Consider the following 21,347-nt stretch of genomic DNA (forward strand, 5'->3'; position numbering starts at 1 on the left):
AGCGACAAAACAACAGGCATCCTCTTGTCATTTGTCGCATCCTAGAGGAGGAAGCGACAAAACAGCAGCTCAACACATGTCTAATGTCGCATCCTAGAAGAGGAAGCGACAAAACAGCATGGCAGCGCTCCTCTAATGTCGCATCCTAGAGGAGGAAGTGACAAAACAACACCACATCCCTTGTCTAATGTCGCATCCTTAGAGGAGGAAGCGACAAACCAGCATGGCAGCGCTCCTCTTTTGTCGCATTCTTAGAGGAGGAAGCGACAAAACAGCATGGCAGCGCTCCTCTTTTGTCGCATCCTTAGAAGAGGAAAGCAACAAAACAGCATCCCAGCCCAATGTTCATGAGATGCCCATAGGTACGAAGCACAGAGTACACTCCCAAAACGCACAATAAGAGTTGCAACAAAATCAACAGCTAAATATGACAAGGGCATAAAAAAAGCAGAAACAAGTTAATGTTTACTGCTGTGTAGAGAGGGGCGAAAATAAAAATGACTTGTTATCATTCTTATAAATGGGGGAATGAACTATTTCCACATCGGTCATCAGATGGGAGTACATTCGCATCATTTTAATGGAAAGATCCGCTGAAATCCTATTGGCATTGTAGGAACGTATAAATAGTAATTTCACCTTAGGTTTTGTCCAATTCCTCGATTTCGTTCTTAAATAAGTTTCGAAATTATATAGCCAGTCCACTTTATCGACAGTCTCCTCATTAATCCAAATGCGGATCGTCTTTATCTCAGTAAAATGAATTTGATAATCTAAAATCCTTTGCTCAATTTGTTTTGGATCCATATGCTTTAAATCACCAATATTCACTGACCAAAGATGAGTATTAATGTCCCTATGGTTGTGGGAGGCTTGGAGTTTTTGCCGAACTTTACAGTAGTTTTTATAGTCATCAATAAGGAGACAATGGCTATCTTTTTCCCCGGCAGTTACAAGAAATGTCACAACATGTTCTACAAATTTGTCCGGGTTACTATACAAATATAGGATTTGACCGTCAATCATCGATCTAAAGGTCTCTGGTATATTATTTTTTAGATTAAACCCATTTTCGGAAAAATCGAGTAAATGGTCTCGATAGAACATCATTGGATCAAATTTTAGTACTCTGGCAATGTTAATCGCAACATTTAAACTTGGAGTACGTTTTCCTGTTTCCACCTGAGAATAATACCCTCTATTAATAAATGCAGCAAAAGCCACTTCTTCCTGAGTCATGTTTCTTGATTTGCGGAGTTCGATTAACCAATTTTTTCTCAAAGCGTCCTCCATTCTACCAGTTTCCTAAAAAACGATCATCGAGCTGAAAATGATGCCATAATGCCATGAAGGAATATCAAAAAAAATCTAAGAGTGGATATATGCCAACGGTTAGTGATAACCAGTATTTTTAGTGAGTGATATGTGATACTTCTATTTCAACATTTAATTCTATCAGATTAAACCATGTCAGATTGTTGCATTTTGCCACAAATATCAGAACACTATTAATGCATCAGAACAGTTCTCTCAACTTAGGATATGGATAGATTCGAGAAGAATTGACAAACTACCTCCTATTCCAACAAGTTATAAGTGCGTCATTTGGACTCTTTTACATAGGAACGTAGTTTTATATAGTTGAAATTAAGTTTGTTTTATTCTCTATATGAAATATTTAATAAAACTAAGATATATTTTTTTGAAAGGAGTGTCAGGAATGAGGTATTTAAATGATGAAAAGTTGATTGAGATATATCAAATAGCAGTTAACTCCGAAATCGATTCCCAGTTTCTACAACTAGTAATTGATGAGTTAAAACGACGTGAAATAAATTTGAATAACATCCGTGAAACGAAGATAAAAAAACAAATCACATTCCAAGATAATGAAAAAGTGTAAAAGATAAAATAAATATAGCATGCACCTTTGGAAAAAACATCTATATATCACAATATTACATGATTTCATTCATATTTTTATAAAGATTACCCTATATACGGTTTGTTTTATTACTCTTTTATAGCAGAATCAGGAACAATTCAATGAAAATAGACTTATTATCTTCCTTTCAGAAATCTATCCTTCAATAGAATGTGGGTCGACATTTGAAAAAGAGAAGAAGTTAAGCTAAAAAGGTGATATACAGTGATTTTAGATGAGTCGTGGGAGCTTACTTAGTCTCCTGCGTTTTTTTGTACAAAAATAAGGAGCAGCTTCTTATAGTTTGAATTTGTTTACATAAAGATGATTTCTCAGTTCTTCTTAGAGTATAGTTTGCTTCTTAATGTACTTGTTTAAATAGACGCACAATTAAGAATAATCAGTTAAGTAGTTGACGTATGTTCATGCCTATTATATAATTTGTTCATAAATTATCACCCTTCGAAAGGATGTGCATTAAAAGTGAATATTTTGATCACTGGTACAAATCGAGGACTTGGTTTTTCGATGACAAAAGCAGCTGTTAAACGGGGGTATACGGTCTTTGCAGGAGTTAGGTCTTTGGAAACGGAGCATCAGATGTTGCAAGAATTGCAAAAGGAATATCCAGAACAAATTAAGATCGTTCCACTTGATGTATCTAATGAAAATAGTCTTAAAGAAACCAGCAATCATTTGAAAGAAGAGAATGTAAAGTTAGATGTCATTGTTAATAATGCAGGTATTTTGTTTACTGAAAGTCGTGCAACCTCTGTTACGGATTTGGATTTAGAAGAAGGCTTTAAAACATTTGATATTAATACATTTGGTCCAATTCGTATGGTTAAACACTTTATGTCGCTTTTGAATGGAGAAGGAAGCAAAATCATTAATATTTCCTCAGATGCAGGCAGGATAGAAGATACTCCTTGGCTTTTTGGAAGCGATTACTTTTACGGGATGTCTAAAACTGCAGTTAATATGTTTACGGAAAAATTAAGGAGATCAGAACCACAATTTAAAGTAGTCGGAATACATCCTGGGTGGTGTCACACCGATATGGGAGGAAAGGAAGCGCCATTAAGTCCAGACTCTTCTGCCGAGGCGATGTTAAATATTATTGATGAAACAACGAAAATTGGTTGGGATTACTGTTTCGTGGATTATGAAGGCAATAAATTACATTTTTAGTAAACATATAGATCACAATGAAATAAATTGTAAAAAGAGAACATATGTAAAGTGAATGGAAAAACAAAAGGTAATAAGTTTGTCAGACATTCCAGTTACGTAAAGCTTATCATAACCTAATCTTAGTGAATTTCATTACATTTATGCTGATTCTCGTAATCTAGTTGTTTACTGCTATTTATCTGTCTGTATATGGAAGTAGTATAGGTTAAATTAACAGAAAATAATAAATAATTAAAAAATATTATTGATTTCTCTATTAGCATTGTGCATAATATATTATATAAGTTTACATCTGTTCATGAGTATATGAAAAATATTTCAGGATAGGAAGATCAAAATGGACATAGAGAAAGAGAAAGTCTTAAAAATGGTAAAAGTTGCAAAAATGTATTATCAAATGGACTATAGCCAAAATGATATCGCTAAGCAACTAGGTGTTTCAAGGCCTTCTGTTTCAAGACTATTACATGAAGCGAAGGAATTTGGGATTGTAAAGATTGAGGTCATAGATCCCACAGAAGGAAAACTTCGTCTCATAGATAGTTTGAAAGAACGCTATAAGTTAAAAGAATGTATTATCGTTAATACGCCCATGTGTGAAGACCAAGTAATTAAAGAGTATATTGGCAAAAAAGCCGCAGAATACCTAAGTAGTATCGTGAAAGATGGAGATATCATTGGAGCGACCTGGGGGACAACATTATACCAGGTAGCGAAAAATATCCAGTCTAGAAAAGTAGTTGGGACGAAAGTAGTTCAATTGACGGGTGGTATTAGTCATTCAGAGACTAATACATACGCATCAGAGATACTACATTATTTGGGGAGTGCTTTTGATACTTCCCCACATTTCCTCCCATTGCCGGCAGTAGTCGATCACTTAGTAGTTAAACAAGCCATCGTAGCTGATAGACATATTAGGAGTGTCCTTGACCTTGGTGAAAAGGCTAATATAGCGATCTTTACTGTTGGAGGGTTCAGTGAGAATTCCACTTTAGTGGAAGCTGGCTATTTTACCTCAGAGGACCTGAAGGTATTGAAGCGAAAAAAAGCAGTGGGAGATATATGCTCGAGATTCTTTGATATTAATGGGGATATTTGCAGTGAAGACCTTTATGAAAGAACAATTGGAATTGACCTGGAGAGTTTAAAGAAGAAAGAGGCGTCCATTTTAGTTGCTGGTGGATCAGAAAAAATTGCAAGTATCATGGGTGCACTAAATGGAGGCTATGCCAATGTTCTCATTACTGACCAATATACAGCAGAACTAATCGTCAGTGATGAATTGTTTATGGAAAAAGTCAATGAACCGATAGAAAATTCTTGAAGTAAATTTATTAATTCTAATTAGCCGAATAAGCTATTTTCTATTCCACCTTGGAGTGAGTATATGATTAGCCCACTCCGAGGTCCCCCTAGATGAACTCTCAAGACAAATTTGTTTTCAATCATTTTGTAACCGCTTACCGTACTGAAAATATTGAAAACTAAGAAAAATTAGAAAACTAGTAAAGATATAAATCTAAAGTTGAAATAGGGGGGTGAGAGTATCAGTTTATGTTTATGATGTAGCGTTGAGTAAATGGGTGGTTTCAATGACGAAAATGTACTTAAAAAGCAGAGTAAACAGGGAAGTGTTATCAGATTAAATTACTAGAAGATAACATTTTTCAATGCTCTAAAAAGTTCGAAGATGTTGTGTATCAATCTTTGAAAATAACTAAAGAAGAAAAGGGTGTGTCTGAATGAAAAAGTGGTTTCTTTTTACTGGTTTCATTGTACTTCTGTTGTTAGTAGCTTGCGGCGGAGGGGATGAAGGTGCGTCTGGATCAGATGGAGATCAAACTGTTGTCAATGTTTGGTTTGGCCGGGAACAATTTATCCCAGCAGATCAATTTGAAAGGTTCCATGCGGATAATCCTGACATAAAAGTGGAATGGGATGTTGTACCTCTAGAGCAGGCAGTAGCAGATTACCTTCGTAACCATAATACAGGTAATGCACCTGACGTTGTACAAATATTCCATGAGTATTCTCAAACACTAGCCGTTCAAGGGGCAGCACTGAATATGTCTGAGTACTATGAAAAGTGGAAAGAGGAAGATCCAGATAGCTATAACAAGTTGTTGCCACAAGCTTTCGAAATTCCAAGTTATGAAGGTGACCCATATGGATTAGCTATCCATGCTGCACCATTTTGGATGGCATATCGTACTGACTGGTTTGAAGAAGCTGGAATAGAGAAACCAGAAACATGGGATGATGTATTGGATGCTGCAAGAACATTAAAGAATGAAGGTATTTTGGCGAATAATCAATACGGATATGCGCTTCCTGGTGATCGCACAACTGTTCCACTTTGGTTTTCTTCCATGTTTATGTCCATGGGGGGGCAATATACTGACAGTGGTTTACCAATTGTAGATTCTGACGCAGGAAGGTATATTGTTGAATTCTATCAGACCTTGGTAAGAGAAGGTTTGACAAGCCCAGAAGTATTATCTTGGGATTCAGGTGATATGCGAGGATCATTTATGAGTGGAAATGCTGCGATGTTACCAGAAGGATTTAATATGTTTGCTCAATTCCAAAACGAATTGGACTTTGGTACAGAATGGGAAGGTATGGTTCAACCGCCTAGACCAGGTGGAGAAGCAGACTTTAGAGTTAATATGTTTAGTTGGCCAATGATCGTAAACTCTGATACTGAACATCCAGAAGCGGTTCTTAAAGTACTTCAATACTTGTCAGATGCAGAAATCGTAGAAGAAGTAGCTATTCGATACCAGCCTACAACCAATATTGAAGTTATGGAAAAATACTATGAAGTTAATGAGTGGGCGCAAGGATTCCAGGATGACTTTGCTTCTGGTGTGGTACTACCTAGTCACTTAAGACAGCCAGAGGTGTATGAATTAATGACTGACTTAAAGCAGGAGGCATTAAGTAATCCAGATAGGGATCCAGCCGAAATGGTTGCAGAATTTCAAGCAAAACTTGATGAATTAGACTAATGATTAAAGATTAACTATAACTCTTAAATGGAAAGAAAACGACATGTACTGGTTGGGAATTTACTTAACCAGTGCATGTTATCGTAATCAAGCGAGAAAAGTTAATGATTCCTAGATAATAGAGAATGCAAGTTTACAAGGATGGAATTAATGAACTAGAAGGAGGATAACGCATTGAATTCCAACGAAAATGTCAGTATTAATATGAACCCTAACCCGATGCCAAGCAAAGGTATTAATAAAAACAAACTAAAGAAAATGGCAGTGCCTTATGTTTTGGTATTACCTGCACTTTTATTTGTTGTAGGGGTTCTAGGCTATGCGGTCATAGCGGGGACCTTCATGTCGTTTTGGGGAGTAGATTTAAACGTTCCAGGGTCACCATTTGTAGGACTGGAAAATTATATATATTTGTTCACTACTGATAGATTTATAGGTTCATTATTGAGATCATTAGTTTTTGTATTTGGAAGTGTTTTTATTGGTCTTGTATTTGCAATGGGATTTGCATTAAGTCTTTATAAAGCCAAAAAGTTTAGTAATTTCTTTAAGGGGTTAGCTTTAATTCCTTTTCTTGTTTCTGGAATTGCTACAGCGGTAATGTTCCGCTTTGTTTTTAGTGGTGATGTGGGGTTAATAAACATGATTCTGGCTACTATGGGAATTGATCAAATTCTGTTCCTATCTTCCCCTAACTGGGCTTTGTTTATTAGTATATTAGCAAATGTTTGGTTTGTATGTCCTTTTGCCACATTAATATTATTAGCTGGAATTCAAAGTATTGATCAGGAATTATTTGAAGCGGCAATTGTGGATGGTGCAAATAAAATTGTTATTTTTGGAAAAATTATATTGCCACTTATTGCACCTATGATGGGGATCAGTTTAATTTGGTTAAGTTTTGCTAGTTTTAATATGTTTGATGTTATTTTACCGTTGACAGGCGGTGGACCGGGTAGGGCTACAGAAGTAATGGCTGTTTATATGTATAATGTAGCATTTAATGAATTGAAGTATTCTCTAGGCAGCGCAGTGATGGTTATTATCTTATTGTTTAACGTTGTAACTAGTTTTATTTACCTCAAAATATTTAAGGTGACGGAGTGATACTATGAAAAAACGTACCTTTTCCAAATATAAACTTAAAAAGGCTTTAAGTGATAAAATGTATGTGGTTCCTCTGGCCATTTTAACAATTTGGACAATACTTCCGTTAATATGGGCGTTTTCTGCCTCATTTAAAACACCAGTTGAAGTATATAATACACCACCATCACTAATACCGGAAAACTTTAATTTTGATAACTATTTACGTGTATTCCAATTCCCGAATTTTTGGACCTATTTATTTAACAGTACCTTCCTGGCTATCACATCAACAGTATTAGCAGTTGTTGTCAGTATTCTTGCAGGTTATGCCTTTGCAAGATATGCCTTTAAATGGCGTCACATTTTGTTACTGTTTATTTTAGTTCCGAGAATACTTCCGAGGGCCGCACTGATAGTACCACTATTTACTGGAATGACTGCTGTAGGCTTGTATGATACTTATTTGGCTTTAATTCTAACGTATACAGCATCATCCGTACCGTTGGCAACATGGATATTGGCTGGATTTTTTAAGGTGATACCTAAATCATTAGAAGAAGCGGCAGCCATTGATGGTGCAAAACCATGGCAAGTCATCTGGTATGTGGTAATTCCAATATCTTTACCTGCGATAATAACAGTTAGTATATTTTCTTTAAGGGAAGCTTGGAATGAATTCCCATTTGCGTTATCTCTGACATCATCATCAGATATGAGAACATTGCCTTATCAGTTATTTATGTTAAGAGATAGCGTTGGTATACAGGAATGGCCTGTTGTACTTGCTTTCGCAATTGTAACTATATTACCACTTTTGATACTATATCTGATTTTTGAAAAGCGAGTTGTCAATGGAATTGTAAGTGGGGCAGTAAAATAGCACATAGATTAGAGGTGAAAATGATGGAATTTGGTGGGATTGCAGGCATGGCGTACACTTTTTGTACATGGTTTGTCCGTATGTTTGTTCTGAATATATTATGGCTATTATTTAGTCTGGCTGGTTTAATTGTTTTTGGCATTGTGCCATCAACTGTCGCACTTTTTACGATCATTCGTAAATGGTTATTAGGTGAGCAGAGTGTTCCTATCTTTAAAACATACTGGAAAACATATAAAAGTGAGTTTCTTAAAGCGAATAAATTAGGTGTCCTGCTAATTCTCATCGGTGGTACTCTATTATTTAATCTCTATTATTTAAGTAATATAGATTATGGTATCCTTTCGCAGATTATGTATTTCGGAATGTTCAGCATCTTGATCATATTTCTTGTTACATTGCTCTATGTCTTTCCAGTGTTCGTTCACTATGAGACAAAAGTACTTCAAGTAATTAAAAATGCCTTCGTGATTGGTGTATCTAATCCAGTATTAACTATTTCTATGATTATTTCTAGTATTCTTATCTACATTTTACTTGAATTAACTGGATTCTTGTTCTTTTTTCAGGTTAGTTTAATTGCATCACTTATCATGTGGTTAGCTAATCAAAGTTTTGTAAAGATTGATAGTCAGAGGGAGACTAATCAACCAAATCAGGAAGTGATTGAAAGTACCAGTACCTAATTTAAAGATCCGACAACTTAAAGAATTTCGTTTTCCGAGATGTATTGAACTAGAGAGATGTCATTGACTAAATACAAAAAAATTTTAAAATAAAACTGAAAAAAATCTCTTTATATGAAATTTTTTTCAAGGAGGAGAGATAGTGTGAAAGCAGTGAGAATGTATGCACCAAGGGATTTACGTGTAGAGGATGTTCCAATTCCCACAATGAAAGAAGGCGAAGTGCTACTGAAGGTGATGGCTGTTGGTGTCTGTGGATCAGATATCCCAAGAGCGAACGTGAAAGGAGCACATGTAATGCCTATCATATTAGGGCATGAATTTTCCGGAGTTATCACAGATGTTGGATCAAAGATTACAAAGTTTAAAGTAGGAGATAGGGTGACAGTTCCACCTTTAATTCCGTGTTTTGAATGTCAATGGTGTGATCTAGGGGAATATTCCTTGTGTGAAGATTACGATTATTATGGATCTAGACGTGATGGTGCAATGGCTGAATACCTTACCGTAAAGGAAGAGAATCTTCTTAAAGTTCCTGACAGTATCTCTTATGAAGATGCTGCAACAACAGATCCATGCGCAAACGCTTTGCATGCGATGACACGTGCTGAGTTTAAAGCAGGTGATTCTGTTTGTATTTATGGTGCTGGGCCTATTGGGTTATTTGCAGTTCTCTATGCGAAAATATGTGGGGCAAGTAAGATAGTAGCAGTAGATGTATGGGATAAAAAATTGGAATTGGCTAGGAAAGTTGGAGCAGATTTTGTCATTAACTCAAGAGAAACAAACCCTGTGGAAAAAGTAAAAGAGTTTACTGGAGGACAGGGTACAGACATCGTGATAGACTTCTCTGGTGTTCCTTCTGCCCAACTGGATTGTATTCGAAGTACTGCCAAATTGGGGAAGGTCATATTATTAGGTATTTCTCATAAAGAACTTCCGTTAACTAAAGAAGATGTTGATCTAATTATGAGGAATCAACTAGACATTAGAGGTTCTTGGAATTCCTTTACAAAGCCATTCCCTGGTAATGATTGGACAGAATCGATTCAACTTTTTGATAAACATGGTATGACAGCAAAAAATATTATCAGTCATCGCTTAAAGTTAGAGGAAGTACCAGATATTTTCGAGAATATTGCAAAAGGGAATTATTTTTTTAGTAAAATTATGATTTATCCACAAGGTAAAATACCACAATAAATGAGTTCAATTATTAGTGGTTAAAAATAGTAATACTTTAAACTTACTATTTTTCAATTAATTAGTTGGAAGTAGTGATAACACTAAAGATGGAGGGGTAAGATGTTAGCGTATATATACCATTCTGAGAAGAAGATGGGCTTAGAAGAAATCTCAAAGCCAGTGCTGGGTGATGGAGGGGCTCTTATTCAGGTAGTTGCCAGTTCTATTTGTGGGACCGATTTGCGGACTTATCGACATGGAAGTAAGAAAATTAATGAAGGTACCGTTCTTGGTCATGAGTTTGTAGGTAAAATTTTAGAGATTTCAAGCGATGATTCTACTAACGATTTTAGTGTTGGAGACTATATTGGGGTTGCACCAGCCATTGGTTGTGGAGAATGTTATTGTTGTAAACGAGGACAGTTCAATATGTGTAATCACTTGAAAACAATAGGTTTTCAGTATCATGGGGCTTTCGCTGAACAGATGGTTCTACCAAAATCTGCATTCAACATGGGCAACGTATATCGATTACCGGATGTTGAAGATTATTCTATTTTTACTTTAAGCGAACCTTTGGCTTGTGTAATAAATGCTCAATCATATTTGAATATCCAACAAGGTGATGATGTTGTAATTTTTGGTTCTGGAATAATTGGCTGTATGCATGCAGAATTGGCAATAGAGTCAGGGGCTAAACAAGTCTTTATGATAGAGCGAAGTGCAGAACGTATTGATGAATGTCAGCAATTATTAGAAAAGGTACTATTTATTAACTCAACGGAAGTTGATATTTTCAAAGAAATAAGCGATAAAACAGACGGGAAGGGTGCAGATGTAGCTATTATTGCTTGTTCAGCAGGAGGGGCACAAGTGGATGGGATGAACCTTTTGGCCAAAGGTGGAAGAATCTCTTTATTTGGTGGATTGCCTGGAGAATCAAATGGTTTTATTGACAGTAATCTAGTTCATTATAAAGAAATCAGTGTTTATGGTGCGCATGCCTCTACTCCACAACAAAATAAAGAAGCAATGGCTATGGTATATTCCAAACGAATAGATGTTAAAAAATATACGAAAAGTCAATATCCTTTGCAGGAGATCGGTAAAGCATTCCGTGATGTTGATAATGGTAAAATAATTAAAGCAACAATTCTTAACACATGAACTATTATATAACCACAGTTTCAAAGAGTCCCATATCCACCGATCATCTTTAGGATAATAGCTATTGTCATTATTAAAACTAAATATTCAAAGATAGGTATACCCTTATTTTTGAAACCGCCCTAAAAAAGAGATAGGTATTAATGATAAAATAGAACTAATATCTAAAGGAACGTTGGTGATGGATAAGGTGGACAAAAATAAAGTCTATCAAATTATAAAGGTAGCAAAATTGTACTACGAAGCAAAACTTGGTCAAGAGGACATTGCTAAAATGGAAGGAATCTCAAAAGCAACAGTCAGCCGATTACTCCAGAAAGGAATTGATAAGGGGTTTATAAAAGTTTATATTGACTATCAAATGGAATCCGTTTCTAGGTTAGAAAACAAACTTAAACAATGTTTCGGTTTAAAGGATGTTTTTGTTTGTCCTGTTACTATTAATATGGAAGATATAGTTTTAAGGGATGTGTGTAAAACCCTCGCAGATCGACTAGAAAGATATATTCAAAATAATTCTGTCGTAGGTGTATCTTGGGGAAATACAATGAACACGTTAGCAAGTGAAATCCAAAAAATGTCCGTAACAAACGTAAATGTAGTTCAGTTAAATGGTGGAGTTCCAAAACATACTATATCTACTGGGGCGACAAGGATAGTTGATACACTAGCTGCAGCATGTGATGGAGAAGGCTATCTTTGTCCTGTCCCGGCAATTGTTGATAGTAAATCAATATCTGATGTATTAAAAAATGATTCTCAGGTTAGGAATGTTCTTCATTTGGCAGAGCAAAGTGAAACTATTATCTTTAGCATTGGTGCCTTAACCAAACAGTCTATTCTATTTCAAGCAGGTTATTTTAAAGAAGATGAATATAATCAATTATTTCTTAAAAAGGCAGTGGGTGATATTTGTTCCAGATTCTTTAATATTTATGGGGAAATTGTTGATGAGGAATTGGATCAGAGAGTAGTAGGTATGTCATTTGAAGAAATAAAAAAGAAGAAATATAGAATTGCTGTTGTGTCAGGTGAAAATAAGGTGGATGCAACTTTAGGCGCTTTATTAGGAGACTTTCCAAATGTACTTTACATTGATGAAAAAACAGCAGAAAAAGTTCTGGTCAAATATGAAACTTTAAAATTAAAGCGCACTTTGTAAGGAGTTAGCTAAATTCAAAAAAATACTTATTGAAAGGACATGAGAACATGAAAAAAACTCTTTTGATGTCCGTTGATCTTGGTACAAGTTTTATTAAAACTGGGGTGTATAATACAGATGGAGAATGTGTTGCGGAATCTCTTGAAGCGGTTAAAGATTACCGTCCCAAGCCAGGAGTTTTTATACAAAAAGGCGAAGAACTCTTTGATTCTGTTCTCTCTTGTATGAAAAACGTCTGTACTACGTTAGGGAATAATGCAAAAAATATCGAAGCTATTGCATTTACAGGGCAAATGTCTGGTTTTATGGGAGTTAATGAGAGGTGGGAAGATATTACAACCTGGTCATGTTCCCTTGATTCACGCTACATCCCATATGCGAATCGCCAAATGTCCCTTTTAAAAGATAAATTCTTGGAAATAAGTGGAACTAACTTCCCTGCAATGGCTCCTAAATTTGAGTGGTATAATACTGAATTTCCGGAAGAATCTAAAAAAATAGTAAAGTACTTAATGATAAGTGGTTATGTCATCGGTCGATTAGGTGATTTAGCGATTGAGGATGCTGTAATAGACCGTTCTTATATTTCTTGGACCGGGCTAGCAGATGTAAATAATGATCAGTGGTCAAAGGAAATTTGCGAAGCTATTGGCCTTGATAGTAAATATCTTCCGAATATTGTTAATTGTAACCATGTTTGTGGTTACCTTACGGAGAAGATGGCAAGTGTAATCGGCTTGAAATCAGGTATACCATTAGTATCTGGCGCGGGTGATAAGGTTGCAGGTTGTCTTGGAACAGGTACAGTAGAGCCAGGTGATTTGGTATTTGAGGCATCTTCCTATGGGGAAATCAGTTGTTGTGTGGAAGAATACAGACCAGATACTAAAGCTCGAAGACTAGATGTACTAGCATCAGCTATTCCAGGTGAATACTATGCTACCCATTTTATTGCAGGATCTGGTATTACTTTAGATTGGTTCATTAATACGTTTATAAGGAATGATGAAGAAGAATTAGGGGATGCATTTGCTAGAATCGAGAAGAAAGCAATGGAATTAACACCAGGCAGTGATGGACTAATGTCAATCGGGTTATTAGGTGGAAGTTCTATGCCTTTAGATGGTACATTACGTGGAATGTGGATGGGACACAGCTGGAGCCATAAAAAGGAACATTTTTATCGATCCTTACTTGAGAGTTTTACTTTTGATTTTTCTTTAGCACTTGATAGTATTGAGCGATTGTACCCTGAATATAAGATGAATGATGTAACAATCGTTGGTGGAGGGGCAAATTCTTCTATTTGGCCACAGATGAATGCTGATGTAACAGGGAAAACGTATTATAAATTAAACCGCAAAGATGCAAGCATGTTAGCCACTTCTATAATAGCTGGAAATGCTATTGGCCTTTTTCCAGATTTAAAACAGACAGCTAAGCAATTTTCCGAAAGATCAGATAAATTCTCACCAAACTTCGGGAACCAGGAAATTTATGTGAAGCATAAGAAACTCTATGAGGATTATACAAAAGAATTGCATTCTTTTTATAAAGGGATCCAAAATTTACAATCCTAATTTCCATAAAGTTAGATATTATACTTCTTTTACAAATGGGGTGAAATGGGTGGAATTTAAAGGGAAAGTAGTGATTATTACAGGTAGTGGTGCAGGAATCGGAAGGGAAACTGCAATCCAATTTGCACAAGAAGGTGCAAAAGTAGTAATTGGGACGAAAAGCGAGGGAAATGGTATAGAAGTAGCGTCTTTTGTTAATGAAAATACAAATGGTGAAGCCTTATTTGTTCAAGTGGATGTCAGTGATAGTGCAAGTGTTAAAAATATGGTAGATAAAACATTAGAAGTTTATAAAAGAATTGATATTCTTGTAAATAATGCGGGGATATATCATAGGTCAACGCTGGATGATACTAAAGAAGATGTATGGGATAAAATCATGTCCATTAATTTAAAGGGGTCTTACCTTTGCTCCTATTATGCCCTTCCCTCGATGCTTGCAAATGAAAACGGTGTCATCATTAATGTTTCATCGGAAGCTGGGTTAATCGGGATTCCAGGTCAAGTAGCTTATAATGTTTCTAAGTCAGCGATGATTGCATTAACAAAAAGTATGGCTGTCGATTATGCATCAAAAGGTATACGAGTAAACACTGTATGTCCTGGAACAACAGAGACTCCAATGGTAATTAACGCAATAAAACAATCTAATAATCCGGAAATGACCAGAAAAGAATTTCAAGAGATGCGCCCAATGAATAGACTAGGAAAACCAGAAGAAATTGCCTGTGCAATTTTGATGATGGCATCAGACAAAATTAAGTACTCAACTGGATCTACGTTAACAATAGATGGTGGATATACCGCATAGGTGAGTTCAGATCTATAATTAGCCTAGTGCAAACAAGATGAGTTTAACATAAATATAATGCTAGTATTATTACCTCCTATCCAAGATTATATAATAAAGAGGCTGGAACATATTTAAGTGTATAATTAAAAATCCGAAAAATATACAACGATAGCGGAGTATATTTCCTTAGCTACTGATTGCTTGGATTTTTAATTGATTAAAACACTTTAGTCCCAGTCTCTTATTTGACTACTTTGGTTGATTAATCGTAATAAGGAAAATTGATGAGAGGAATTTAAAAGCCCATATAATGAATGTTTTTGTTGACTAATCTATAAAGGGTACATTAAATATTACAAAACTTACCTCACTTTCAACCCACTCCTTTAAGCGTGGGAGTATCAGAAGGATCCTCCTCCATACCCCTCTTGAAATGTTAATTAGTTAGCAAAAAAATTATAGAATTCTCCTAGGACCTTTTTTGATACTTCACTTAATTTCAAGAAAAATGTAAAAGCAATGGTATAATAGTAGGATAATGCCGAAACATGTCATCAACTTTAGCGGGAGAAAGGGGGACAGACAAACGAAAATTAATTGGTAAAACTGGTTGCAGATAACGGCAAATCGGTAGTAAGGGCTGACTTTATTTTCCGATTTCATTCTATCTTCATCTATTCTATTAACCTTGACGAACCATCCAACGATATTAATATAGTTTTATGTGATTTTCCCTTTTCCCCAAGAAAATATTAACCCAATTTAAAAATAGCAATTTCGAAGATTAATAGATAAAGAGACTACAATTTATAACAAGGAGTGGAGCATCTTTGGCTAACGTACATAATAATGGTCATAACGACTTAGAAGCAGCAGCAAATTCTTATTTGATTAAAGCAATTATTTTTTTCATTCCTACAATTATTTACTTTTTTATGTTTATTAATGGAAATGGGTTTAACGGTATTTTTCACCTAGTAGGATTTATTCCTGCAGCGATTGGCGCACATTTCTTCCATAAATACAGGGCATTAAATTCTGGAGTGCAGGGAGAACGGCGTGCCGTGGAGGCTGTACAGCAGTTACCGAGTGATTATGATGTCTTCCGTTCTGTAAAATTAAGTACAAGTGAAGGTACGGCAGAATTGGATCAGATCATCGTTAGTGATAATGGAATATTTGTGGTAGAGGTGAAAAACCACAACGGAAGCATCGTCGGGAATGCTGACGACAAATCGTGGACACAACACAAGGTTGGGCAAAATGGCGGTAGATATTCAAAACAAATGGGAAATCCGATCAGGCAAGTGAAGCGACAAGTCTTTATTTTATCTAAATATCTTAAGGAAAACGGAGTTAACGCCTGGGTGGAAGGTGTCGTTTTCTTTTCGAATCCGAAGGCAACGGTAAATGTTTCTGGTTCCAATCAGGTTCCTGTTCTGACCAGTTCTTATCGCTTAAAGAGCCACATCTCTGACTATGTACCTCGGAAACCTATTAATGAAGCCAATTTGCGAAAAATCAAGAGTATCTTAAGAAATCCTGGATACAGGAGCGGTGGTACTGGAAATTCAGCCTCTTCCTCCATGGGGGGGAAAGCTGGAGCAAGAGGAGGAAACCAACCGCTTAAACAGAATACTAAGACAGTGCAAAATCCTTCGGTTGTCAATGAAAACTGGAAATCCATGAAGATCATTGAATTGACAAGCCAGGAGAGGGAAACGGTATTGGCATTTTTTCAAAAACAAGGGAAGGAAGTTGGAAAAATCGTGTATACACCTTTTGAACACCATTTTTTCGCCGAAGTCGATGGGGCATACTCCCTTTACCAATTCTTTAATAACCGTGCTATTCGCCAATTGTATGTGAAAAAAGAAATTGGCATGTGGAAAGAAGCCAATAGCGACCGATTTTAATCGTTTTGAAAACCATAATCTTCTGTAAGAATGATGAGTTAGTATGAGATACAATATGCTGCAACCTAGAGCTACTCACTAAATCTAGTATTAAAAATCATAAATGAATCCCTAAGTCAAAGGTGCGAAGAACTGATCCGTTTTTCGTGCCTATGGACTTTTTTTATTTGAGAATCTCCATCTATTTTTTTCCAAGACAGGTTTTTGAAAAAACAAGTGTTTCTATTGTAATTCATAAGAAATAGTATAGTGTAGCAGACATTATATAAGAGGGGAAAACCATTAATAACGGGTGATTCAAGTGCCTCTCCACAATGATATTATAAAACGTGGAGGCTTATTTGTGCATCACCCTGATGGAGTGTATCTCTTCCGCTAAAATCACGCGTTGAAAAAGTCAACATTGTTCTATGAGGGAGCCACTACATTAAAATGTATATAATGGTTACATACGAACAATTTTTTTGGAAATAGTTTAGTAAGTCTGTATGGGAGGAGGTAGTTGTAATGGGCAATCAATCGAAAACAACGCTGTTGTCACATATCATTTCCATTTTACTTTTGCCTTTTAACGTTACTGTCATTATTCCAAGTATTTTAATCTATTTCCTGCATCATACGGTGTTATGGGGACAAGAAGGATCATTTAGCATTCTCCTATTACTTTTTGGTATAGTTATTACTTTATTTGGATTTTTCTTAGTAATCGTAACGGTTTTACAGTTTGCTAAAAAAGGAAAGGGCACACTGGCACCTTGGAATCCTCCTAAGAAACTTGTTGTCAGTGGACCGTATCGACATACTCGAAATCCTATGATTAGCGGAGTTGCTTTTATTTTACTCGGAGAATCCCTCATAGTAGGATCGTTACCATTATTATTCTGGTTTCTCTTTTTCACCGTGGTGAATTATGTTTACTTCATTGTTCGAGAAGAACCCCTCCTCGAAAAAAAATTCGGTGAGGAATATGTTGAATATAAGAAAAATGTACCAAGACTTTTCCCGAGGCGTACACGGTGGTCGTCTGAGTAGATGCGCAGTAGATTTTATTCTTTGCAGCCAGGGGGGAGAGGTGAAGATACTGCTTGAAATAGTAGAAAGGGAAAATGGTCTTAAGTCCAGTAGTATTCTAGTACATGGTTCATTCATTGAACCCCCTGCCAGATCTTGAGAGAATTTAGCAGGGGGCGATAAAAATAAGTAAATATAATCTACATTATTATTCGGTTACTCTTTTTTTTCGTTGATAGAAAAATAGAGTAGTTAGTCCCACAATGATAAAGAATAAGCCTATCATCAGAAGGTTATATGCATTGGTTGCTGTATCAGGTAATTTGTCACCCTTCGTATCCTTTGCAGGTTCTTCATCGGAATCTTCTCCTGGATCCTTTTCACGAACCTTTTCACCTGTTTCTTCATCGTCTAGTTTTTCTTTCTCTTCATCTTTCTCTTCGTCGTCTTTAGGAGGATCCGTTTGCTCTTTCGCAAAAACCCCATAGATGGAAAAGGAAGGAACTGAGACAGTTAGAGTATTATTTGTCTCGTCAATCATGGAATCTAACGGTTCCCATTGAGTTAACCGTTCGTTAAAATAATATATATCCGCATCATCATGTTCCGGATCATATCCCATCGTCAACGTAAAATTGTAAGGGGAATCACCATAAAGGAATACTTCAAAATCGATCACATCACCGGACAAAACATATCCACCATGTTCTGGAATGTCCCCGTCCTTTAGGACAGTTGCAGTAATTTCTCCCCCTTCATAGCCATAATCCATCGCTTCATCAGGTGTTTTAATAAAGGTAGTTGTGTTTTCCACCCAGAGTGTCTCACCAGGAACAAATTGAGACGCTTCCCCTGAAGGTATTGCGGTATGATAGTTCTTGACAGGGAAGGCAACCGTTTCTTCGAATCCCTCAAACGCTACGGTAATCTCTGCATTTCCTAATCCGTTTACTTGGAAGTCTGCCATATAGACATCTCCATACAAGTTACTTATTTCGATGAAGCTTATGATATCTTCATCGTTTTCCTGGAACGTGGTTAACTCTGTAACATTCTGTGTATCTCCAAATAAATAGTTAGCGTCTACCATTAAGCTAACCGTGTCTCCTGGAACGGCAACTTCCTTGTTATGGTTTATAAAAAATGTGTTTACAGTAATCGAAGTAAGGTCATTGGATGCTAATGCCTGAAGTTTTGGGTAATCATTTCCTTCGTGTATGGCCCAGATATCGTCAAAGTCCCAGTTTTCAAAGGTATCTTTCTCCTGTAACTCCCCTTCCGTTTTTCCAGAACCATAATCGTTGTCAAATGGAGAGTCACTATTAACGGTTTCATTCCAATAGGAACTAGAAATGTCACTGTCTTCCTTAGCGCCAATTAATCCACCAATATTTTGGTTTTCTCCAGTTACGAGGCCTGTAGCATAGGTGTTCTCCACTTCTGAACTATAAAGATTTCCGATTAAACCACCAGTCTCATCCTCGGCACTAATGTCACCAGTAGCATAGGAATCATAAACAGTACTTTCTCTCAAGTAACCAACAAGGCCACCTGCTTTATCTTGTTGAACGGATACGTCACCGGAAGCAAAAGAGGTCTTTATATTACTATCATTAAGAAGGTAACCTGCCAATCCACCTCCACGTTTTATTGCATCAACATTCCCAACGGCATAAGAGTCAATGATTAAAGTGTTTCTAGAATATCCTATTAGTCCACCAACTCTCTCTTCACCCTTTATTTCACCAGTGGAATAGGAACCTCTAATTTCAATGTTGTTTCCGCTACCCACTAATCCACCTATTTCTTCATCATCACCTTCTATGTGACCTGTACTATGGGAATTAATGATATTCATATCTTCGGCATCGCCCACTAAACCGCCTACTTGCTCTCTTCCGGATACATTACCATGCGCATAGGAATTAGTGATATCACTATCTTCAGCTAAACCGACTAGGCCACCAGTCTCATCTCTCCCTGATACATCACCTTTCGCAAAGGAGTCTGTGATTTCGGATTCAATCACTTCTCCCACTAAACCACCAGTATAATTTCTTCCTGTTACATCACCTTCTGCATAAGAACTTGTGATATTAGAATCAACTACCTTACCAATTAATCCACCTGCGTAATGATCGTCAGACTCTATTTTTCCCAATGCAAACGAGTGTTGGACACTTCCCTCTTCTAAATAACCGATTAAACCGCCCACGTATTCAAAAGCATCTATATCCACCGCTGCAGTTGAATCAAAAATTTCCGTTTGGTCGGCATATCCAATTAATCCACCTGCATACTCATCATCTGAATCCACTTCTATCGATCCGCTAGCAGAAGAATCTGTGATAATCGTCTCTTCAGTTGATGTTCCTGCAAGTAGCCCTGTGTTTCCATCACTCAAAATATCACCAACAACATGAACATTATTTAGTGTTGTGCTATCTGCGTGACCAATTAAACCAGCGACATGATGTCTGCCCTCTATCTCTTCAACATAAAGAGTAAGATTACTAACATTGGATTCGGTGGTACTCCCAAAAAGGCCAATATAGTTTGTGCTAGGACGATTTATTGTCAGTCCACTGATAATGTGTCCTTGGCCATCCAAATTTCCGGTAAATGGATCACTACTTGTCCCAATAGGCTCCCATCCTTCCCCGTCATTCCAAGGATCACCTGATAGGTCAATGTCACTTGTTAAGACGTAGAACTTACCGGGGTCATCGTCACGAATTTCGTTTAACTCCTCAGGCGTTGCAATTTGGATTGGATTTTCTTCTGTCCCGTCACCACTTGCTGAAGCAATTTCCAAACTACTTACCCCTGGAATAAAAACAAGGATAAGTGATAGGAAAATCACAATGGTCTTTTGCCAAAATTTCTTTTGCATGTTATGACTCCTCTCCATTTTTAGTAGTTATGTGTTGTATCTTAAAAACATAACTACTAAAAGGATAACAAGGGCAGGAAACGCAATGATATTATACAGAAGTATAATTTAGCAACTAGTATACCAGTTTAGTTATTTATAAATTTATGTTATGAACATCTAAAAGAAAGATAGATTAGTATAATAATTTAAATATTCTGTATTATGCAAGCGCTTAACTCCTATAGTTTGTATGGGTATATATATAGAAAATAGGGTTTAATAAAATGAAAGCGTTTTATATAGTAAGTTTAATACGTCATTCAAAAGGGGAGGAGTCTAGCGTCTAAACTTGTATATTAGTATGTAAGATAAAGTGTCAGGCGAAGAAATTGTTAGTACATGGACAAGATTCTAGTAGATTTTGATGCGTAAGTTGTTATTATTTTATTCTTTTAGAGATTTAAGTGTGTTTCCAAAAATCTATTAGTGGGGGAATGCAGAAAATGAGGAGAAAGTTTAAGAAACTTTTATTAATGTTTTTAGTAGTTTTATTAGCTTTTCCAACGGGATTAATTTCGGTTACGGCTGAGACAGGATCAAGTGAAAGTGATAATCTGATTATCCATCATGACTTTGAAACAGAGGATACACATGGATGGGAACCCTTAAGTTGGGCACCGTCAGCTGAGGTAGAAACAACCTATGAAACTGCATCAACAGGAAATCAATCACTGAAGTTCTTTAATCGATCTGAAAGAGGATCTAGTTTAGCTCTAAACTTAACAAATAAATTAGATAAAGGTGAAACATACACATTAAGTTTCGATGTGAAAATGAGTGAAGGTACAGATACCCTTCGTCTAGCTTCAAA

At 36.3% G+C, this 21,347-nt stretch carries 17 protein-coding genes; 15 read left to right on the forward strand and 2 right to left on the reverse strand.

Features of this window, described 5'->3' with window-relative positions; translation table 11 throughout:
- Positions 1-465 precede the first annotated feature (465 nt).
- Complete coding sequence (locus KS419_RS02260) at positions 466-1,281, reverse strand: helix-turn-helix domain-containing protein (RefSeq protein ID WP_246593611.1); 816 nt, start codon at positions 1,279-1,281, stop codon at positions 466-468.
- A 439-nt stretch (positions 1,282-1,720) separates the two neighbouring features.
- On the opposite strand from KS419_RS02260, the gene sda reads away from it, so the two are divergent.
- The 14 genes from sda (at position 1,721) to KS419_RS02330 (ending at position 17,622) form a co-directional block, all read left to right on the forward strand.
- Complete coding sequence (gene sda, locus KS419_RS02265; RefSeq protein ID WP_217064459.1) at positions 1,721-1,903, forward strand: sporulation histidine kinase inhibitor Sda; 183 nt, start codon at positions 1,721-1,723, stop codon at positions 1,901-1,903.
- 504 nt (positions 1,904-2,407) lie between these two features.
- On the forward strand, positions 2,408-3,115 hold the full coding sequence (locus tag KS419_RS02270; RefSeq protein ID WP_217064460.1) for an SDR family oxidoreductase: 708 nt from the start codon (positions 2,408-2,410) through the stop codon (positions 3,113-3,115).
- Positions 3,116-3,461: 346 nt separating this feature from the next.
- A complete protein-coding gene (gene deoR, locus KS419_RS02275; protein ID WP_343215016.1) occupies positions 3,462-4,445 on the forward strand; it encodes a DNA-binding transcriptional repressor DeoR in 984 nt (327 codons plus the stop codon).
- Positions 4,446-4,863: 418 nt separating this feature from the next.
- A complete protein-coding gene (locus tag KS419_RS02280; protein ID WP_217064462.1) occupies positions 4,864-6,132 on the forward strand; it encodes an ABC transporter substrate-binding protein in 1,269 nt (422 codons plus the stop codon).
- Between the two features lie 174 nt (positions 6,133-6,306).
- A complete protein-coding gene (locus KS419_RS02285; protein WP_217064463.1) occupies positions 6,307-7,239 on the forward strand; it encodes a carbohydrate ABC transporter permease in 933 nt (310 codons plus the stop codon).
- Between the two features lie 4 nt (positions 7,240-7,243).
- On the forward strand, positions 7,244-8,101 hold the full coding sequence (locus tag KS419_RS02290) for a carbohydrate ABC transporter permease (protein WP_217064464.1): 858 nt from the start codon (positions 7,244-7,246) through the stop codon (positions 8,099-8,101).
- 20 nt (positions 8,102-8,121) lie between these two features.
- Positions 8,122-8,787 carry a YesL family protein gene (locus tag KS419_RS02295; protein ID WP_217064465.1) on the forward strand — a complete coding sequence of 222 codons (666 nt, stop codon included), beginning with the start codon at positions 8,122-8,124 and terminating at the stop codon, positions 8,785-8,787.
- A gap of 144 nt (positions 8,788-8,931) precedes the next feature.
- Positions 8,932-9,990 (forward strand): galactitol-1-phosphate 5-dehydrogenase, encoded by a 1,059-nt coding sequence (locus tag KS419_RS02300; protein WP_217064466.1) that lies wholly within the window; start codon positions 8,932-8,934, stop codon positions 9,988-9,990.
- 102 nt (positions 9,991-10,092) lie between these two features.
- Entirely contained in the window at positions 10,093-11,139 is a 1,047-nt protein-coding gene (locus tag KS419_RS02305; RefSeq protein WP_217064467.1) for an alcohol dehydrogenase catalytic domain-containing protein, read from the forward strand.
- A 181-nt stretch (positions 11,140-11,320) separates the two neighbouring features.
- Positions 11,321-12,301: a sugar-binding transcriptional regulator gene (locus KS419_RS02310; RefSeq protein WP_217064468.1), complete on the forward strand. Its 981-nt coding sequence runs from the start codon at positions 11,321-11,323 to the stop codon at positions 12,299-12,301.
- A gap of 47 nt (positions 12,302-12,348) precedes the next feature.
- Entirely contained in the window at positions 12,349-13,881 is a 1,533-nt protein-coding gene (locus tag KS419_RS02315; protein WP_217064469.1) for a xylulokinase, read from the forward strand.
- A gap of 49 nt (positions 13,882-13,930) precedes the next feature.
- Positions 13,931-14,692, forward strand: a complete 762-nt coding sequence (locus KS419_RS02320; protein ID WP_217064470.1) for an SDR family NAD(P)-dependent oxidoreductase — start codon at positions 13,931-13,933, stop codon at positions 14,690-14,692.
- 812 nt (positions 14,693-15,504) lie between these two features.
- The gene (locus KS419_RS02325; protein ID WP_217064471.1) at positions 15,505-16,590 is read left to right on the forward strand and encodes a nuclease-related domain-containing protein; all 1,086 of its coding nucleotides are present in this window, start codon (positions 15,505-15,507) and stop codon (positions 16,588-16,590) included.
- 507 nt (positions 16,591-17,097) lie between these two features.
- Positions 17,098-17,622, forward strand: coding sequence for a methyltransferase family protein (locus tag KS419_RS02330; protein ID WP_217064472.1), 525 nt, complete (start codon positions 17,098-17,100; stop codon positions 17,620-17,622).
- 187 nt (positions 17,623-17,809) lie between these two features.
- On the opposite strand, the gene KS419_RS02335 is transcribed toward KS419_RS02330, so the two are convergent.
- A complete protein-coding gene (locus KS419_RS02335) occupies positions 17,810-20,494 on the reverse strand; it encodes a GLUG motif-containing protein (protein ID WP_217064473.1) in 2,685 nt (894 codons plus the stop codon).
- 485 nt (positions 20,495-20,979) lie between these two features.
- Here KS419_RS02335 and KS419_RS02340 point away from each other — a divergent pair.
- A partial coding sequence (locus tag KS419_RS02340; protein WP_217064474.1) for a carbohydrate binding domain-containing protein occupies positions 20,980-21,347 on the forward strand: 368 nt, incomplete at its 3' end.

This window comes from Evansella tamaricis (assembly GCF_019042215.1).
In the GTDB taxonomy this organism is placed as follows: Bacteria; Bacillota; Bacilli; order Bacillales; family Salisediminibacteriaceae; genus Evansella; species Evansella tamaricis.

What these genes read in the sequence shown, in the direction of transcription:
- KS419_RS02315 (WP_217064469.1), top strand. Translation starts at nt 12,349, where the DNA reads ATGAAAAAAACTCTTTTGATGTCCGTTGATCTTGGTACAAGTTTTATT.
- KS419_RS02280 (WP_217064462.1), top strand. Translation starts at nt 4,864, where the DNA reads ATGAAAAAGTGGTTTCTTTTTACTGGTTTCATTGTACTTCTGTTGTTA.
- sda (WP_217064459.1), top strand. Translation starts at nt 1,721, where the DNA reads ATGAGGTATTTAAATGATGAAAAGTTGATTGAGATATATCAAATAGCA.
- KS419_RS02310 (WP_217064468.1), top strand. Translation starts at nt 11,321, where the DNA reads ATGGATAAGGTGGACAAAAATAAAGTCTATCAAATTATAAAGGTAGCA.
- KS419_RS02330 (WP_217064472.1), top strand. Translation starts at nt 17,098, where the DNA reads ATGGGCAATCAATCGAAAACAACGCTGTTGTCACATATCATTTCCATT.
- KS419_RS02290 (WP_217064464.1), top strand. Translation starts at nt 7,244, where the DNA reads ATGAAAAAACGTACCTTTTCCAAATATAAACTTAAAAAGGCTTTAAGT.
- KS419_RS02305 (WP_217064467.1), top strand. Translation starts at nt 10,093, where the DNA reads ATGTTAGCGTATATATACCATTCTGAGAAGAAGATGGGCTTAGAAGAA.
- KS419_RS02335 (WP_217064473.1), bottom strand. Translation starts at nt 20,494, where the DNA reads ATGCAAAAGAAATTTTGGCAAAAGACCATTGTGATTTTCCTATCACTT.
- KS419_RS02295 (WP_217064465.1), top strand. Translation starts at nt 8,122, where the DNA reads ATGATGGAATTTGGTGGGATTGCAGGCATGGCGTACACTTTTTGTACA.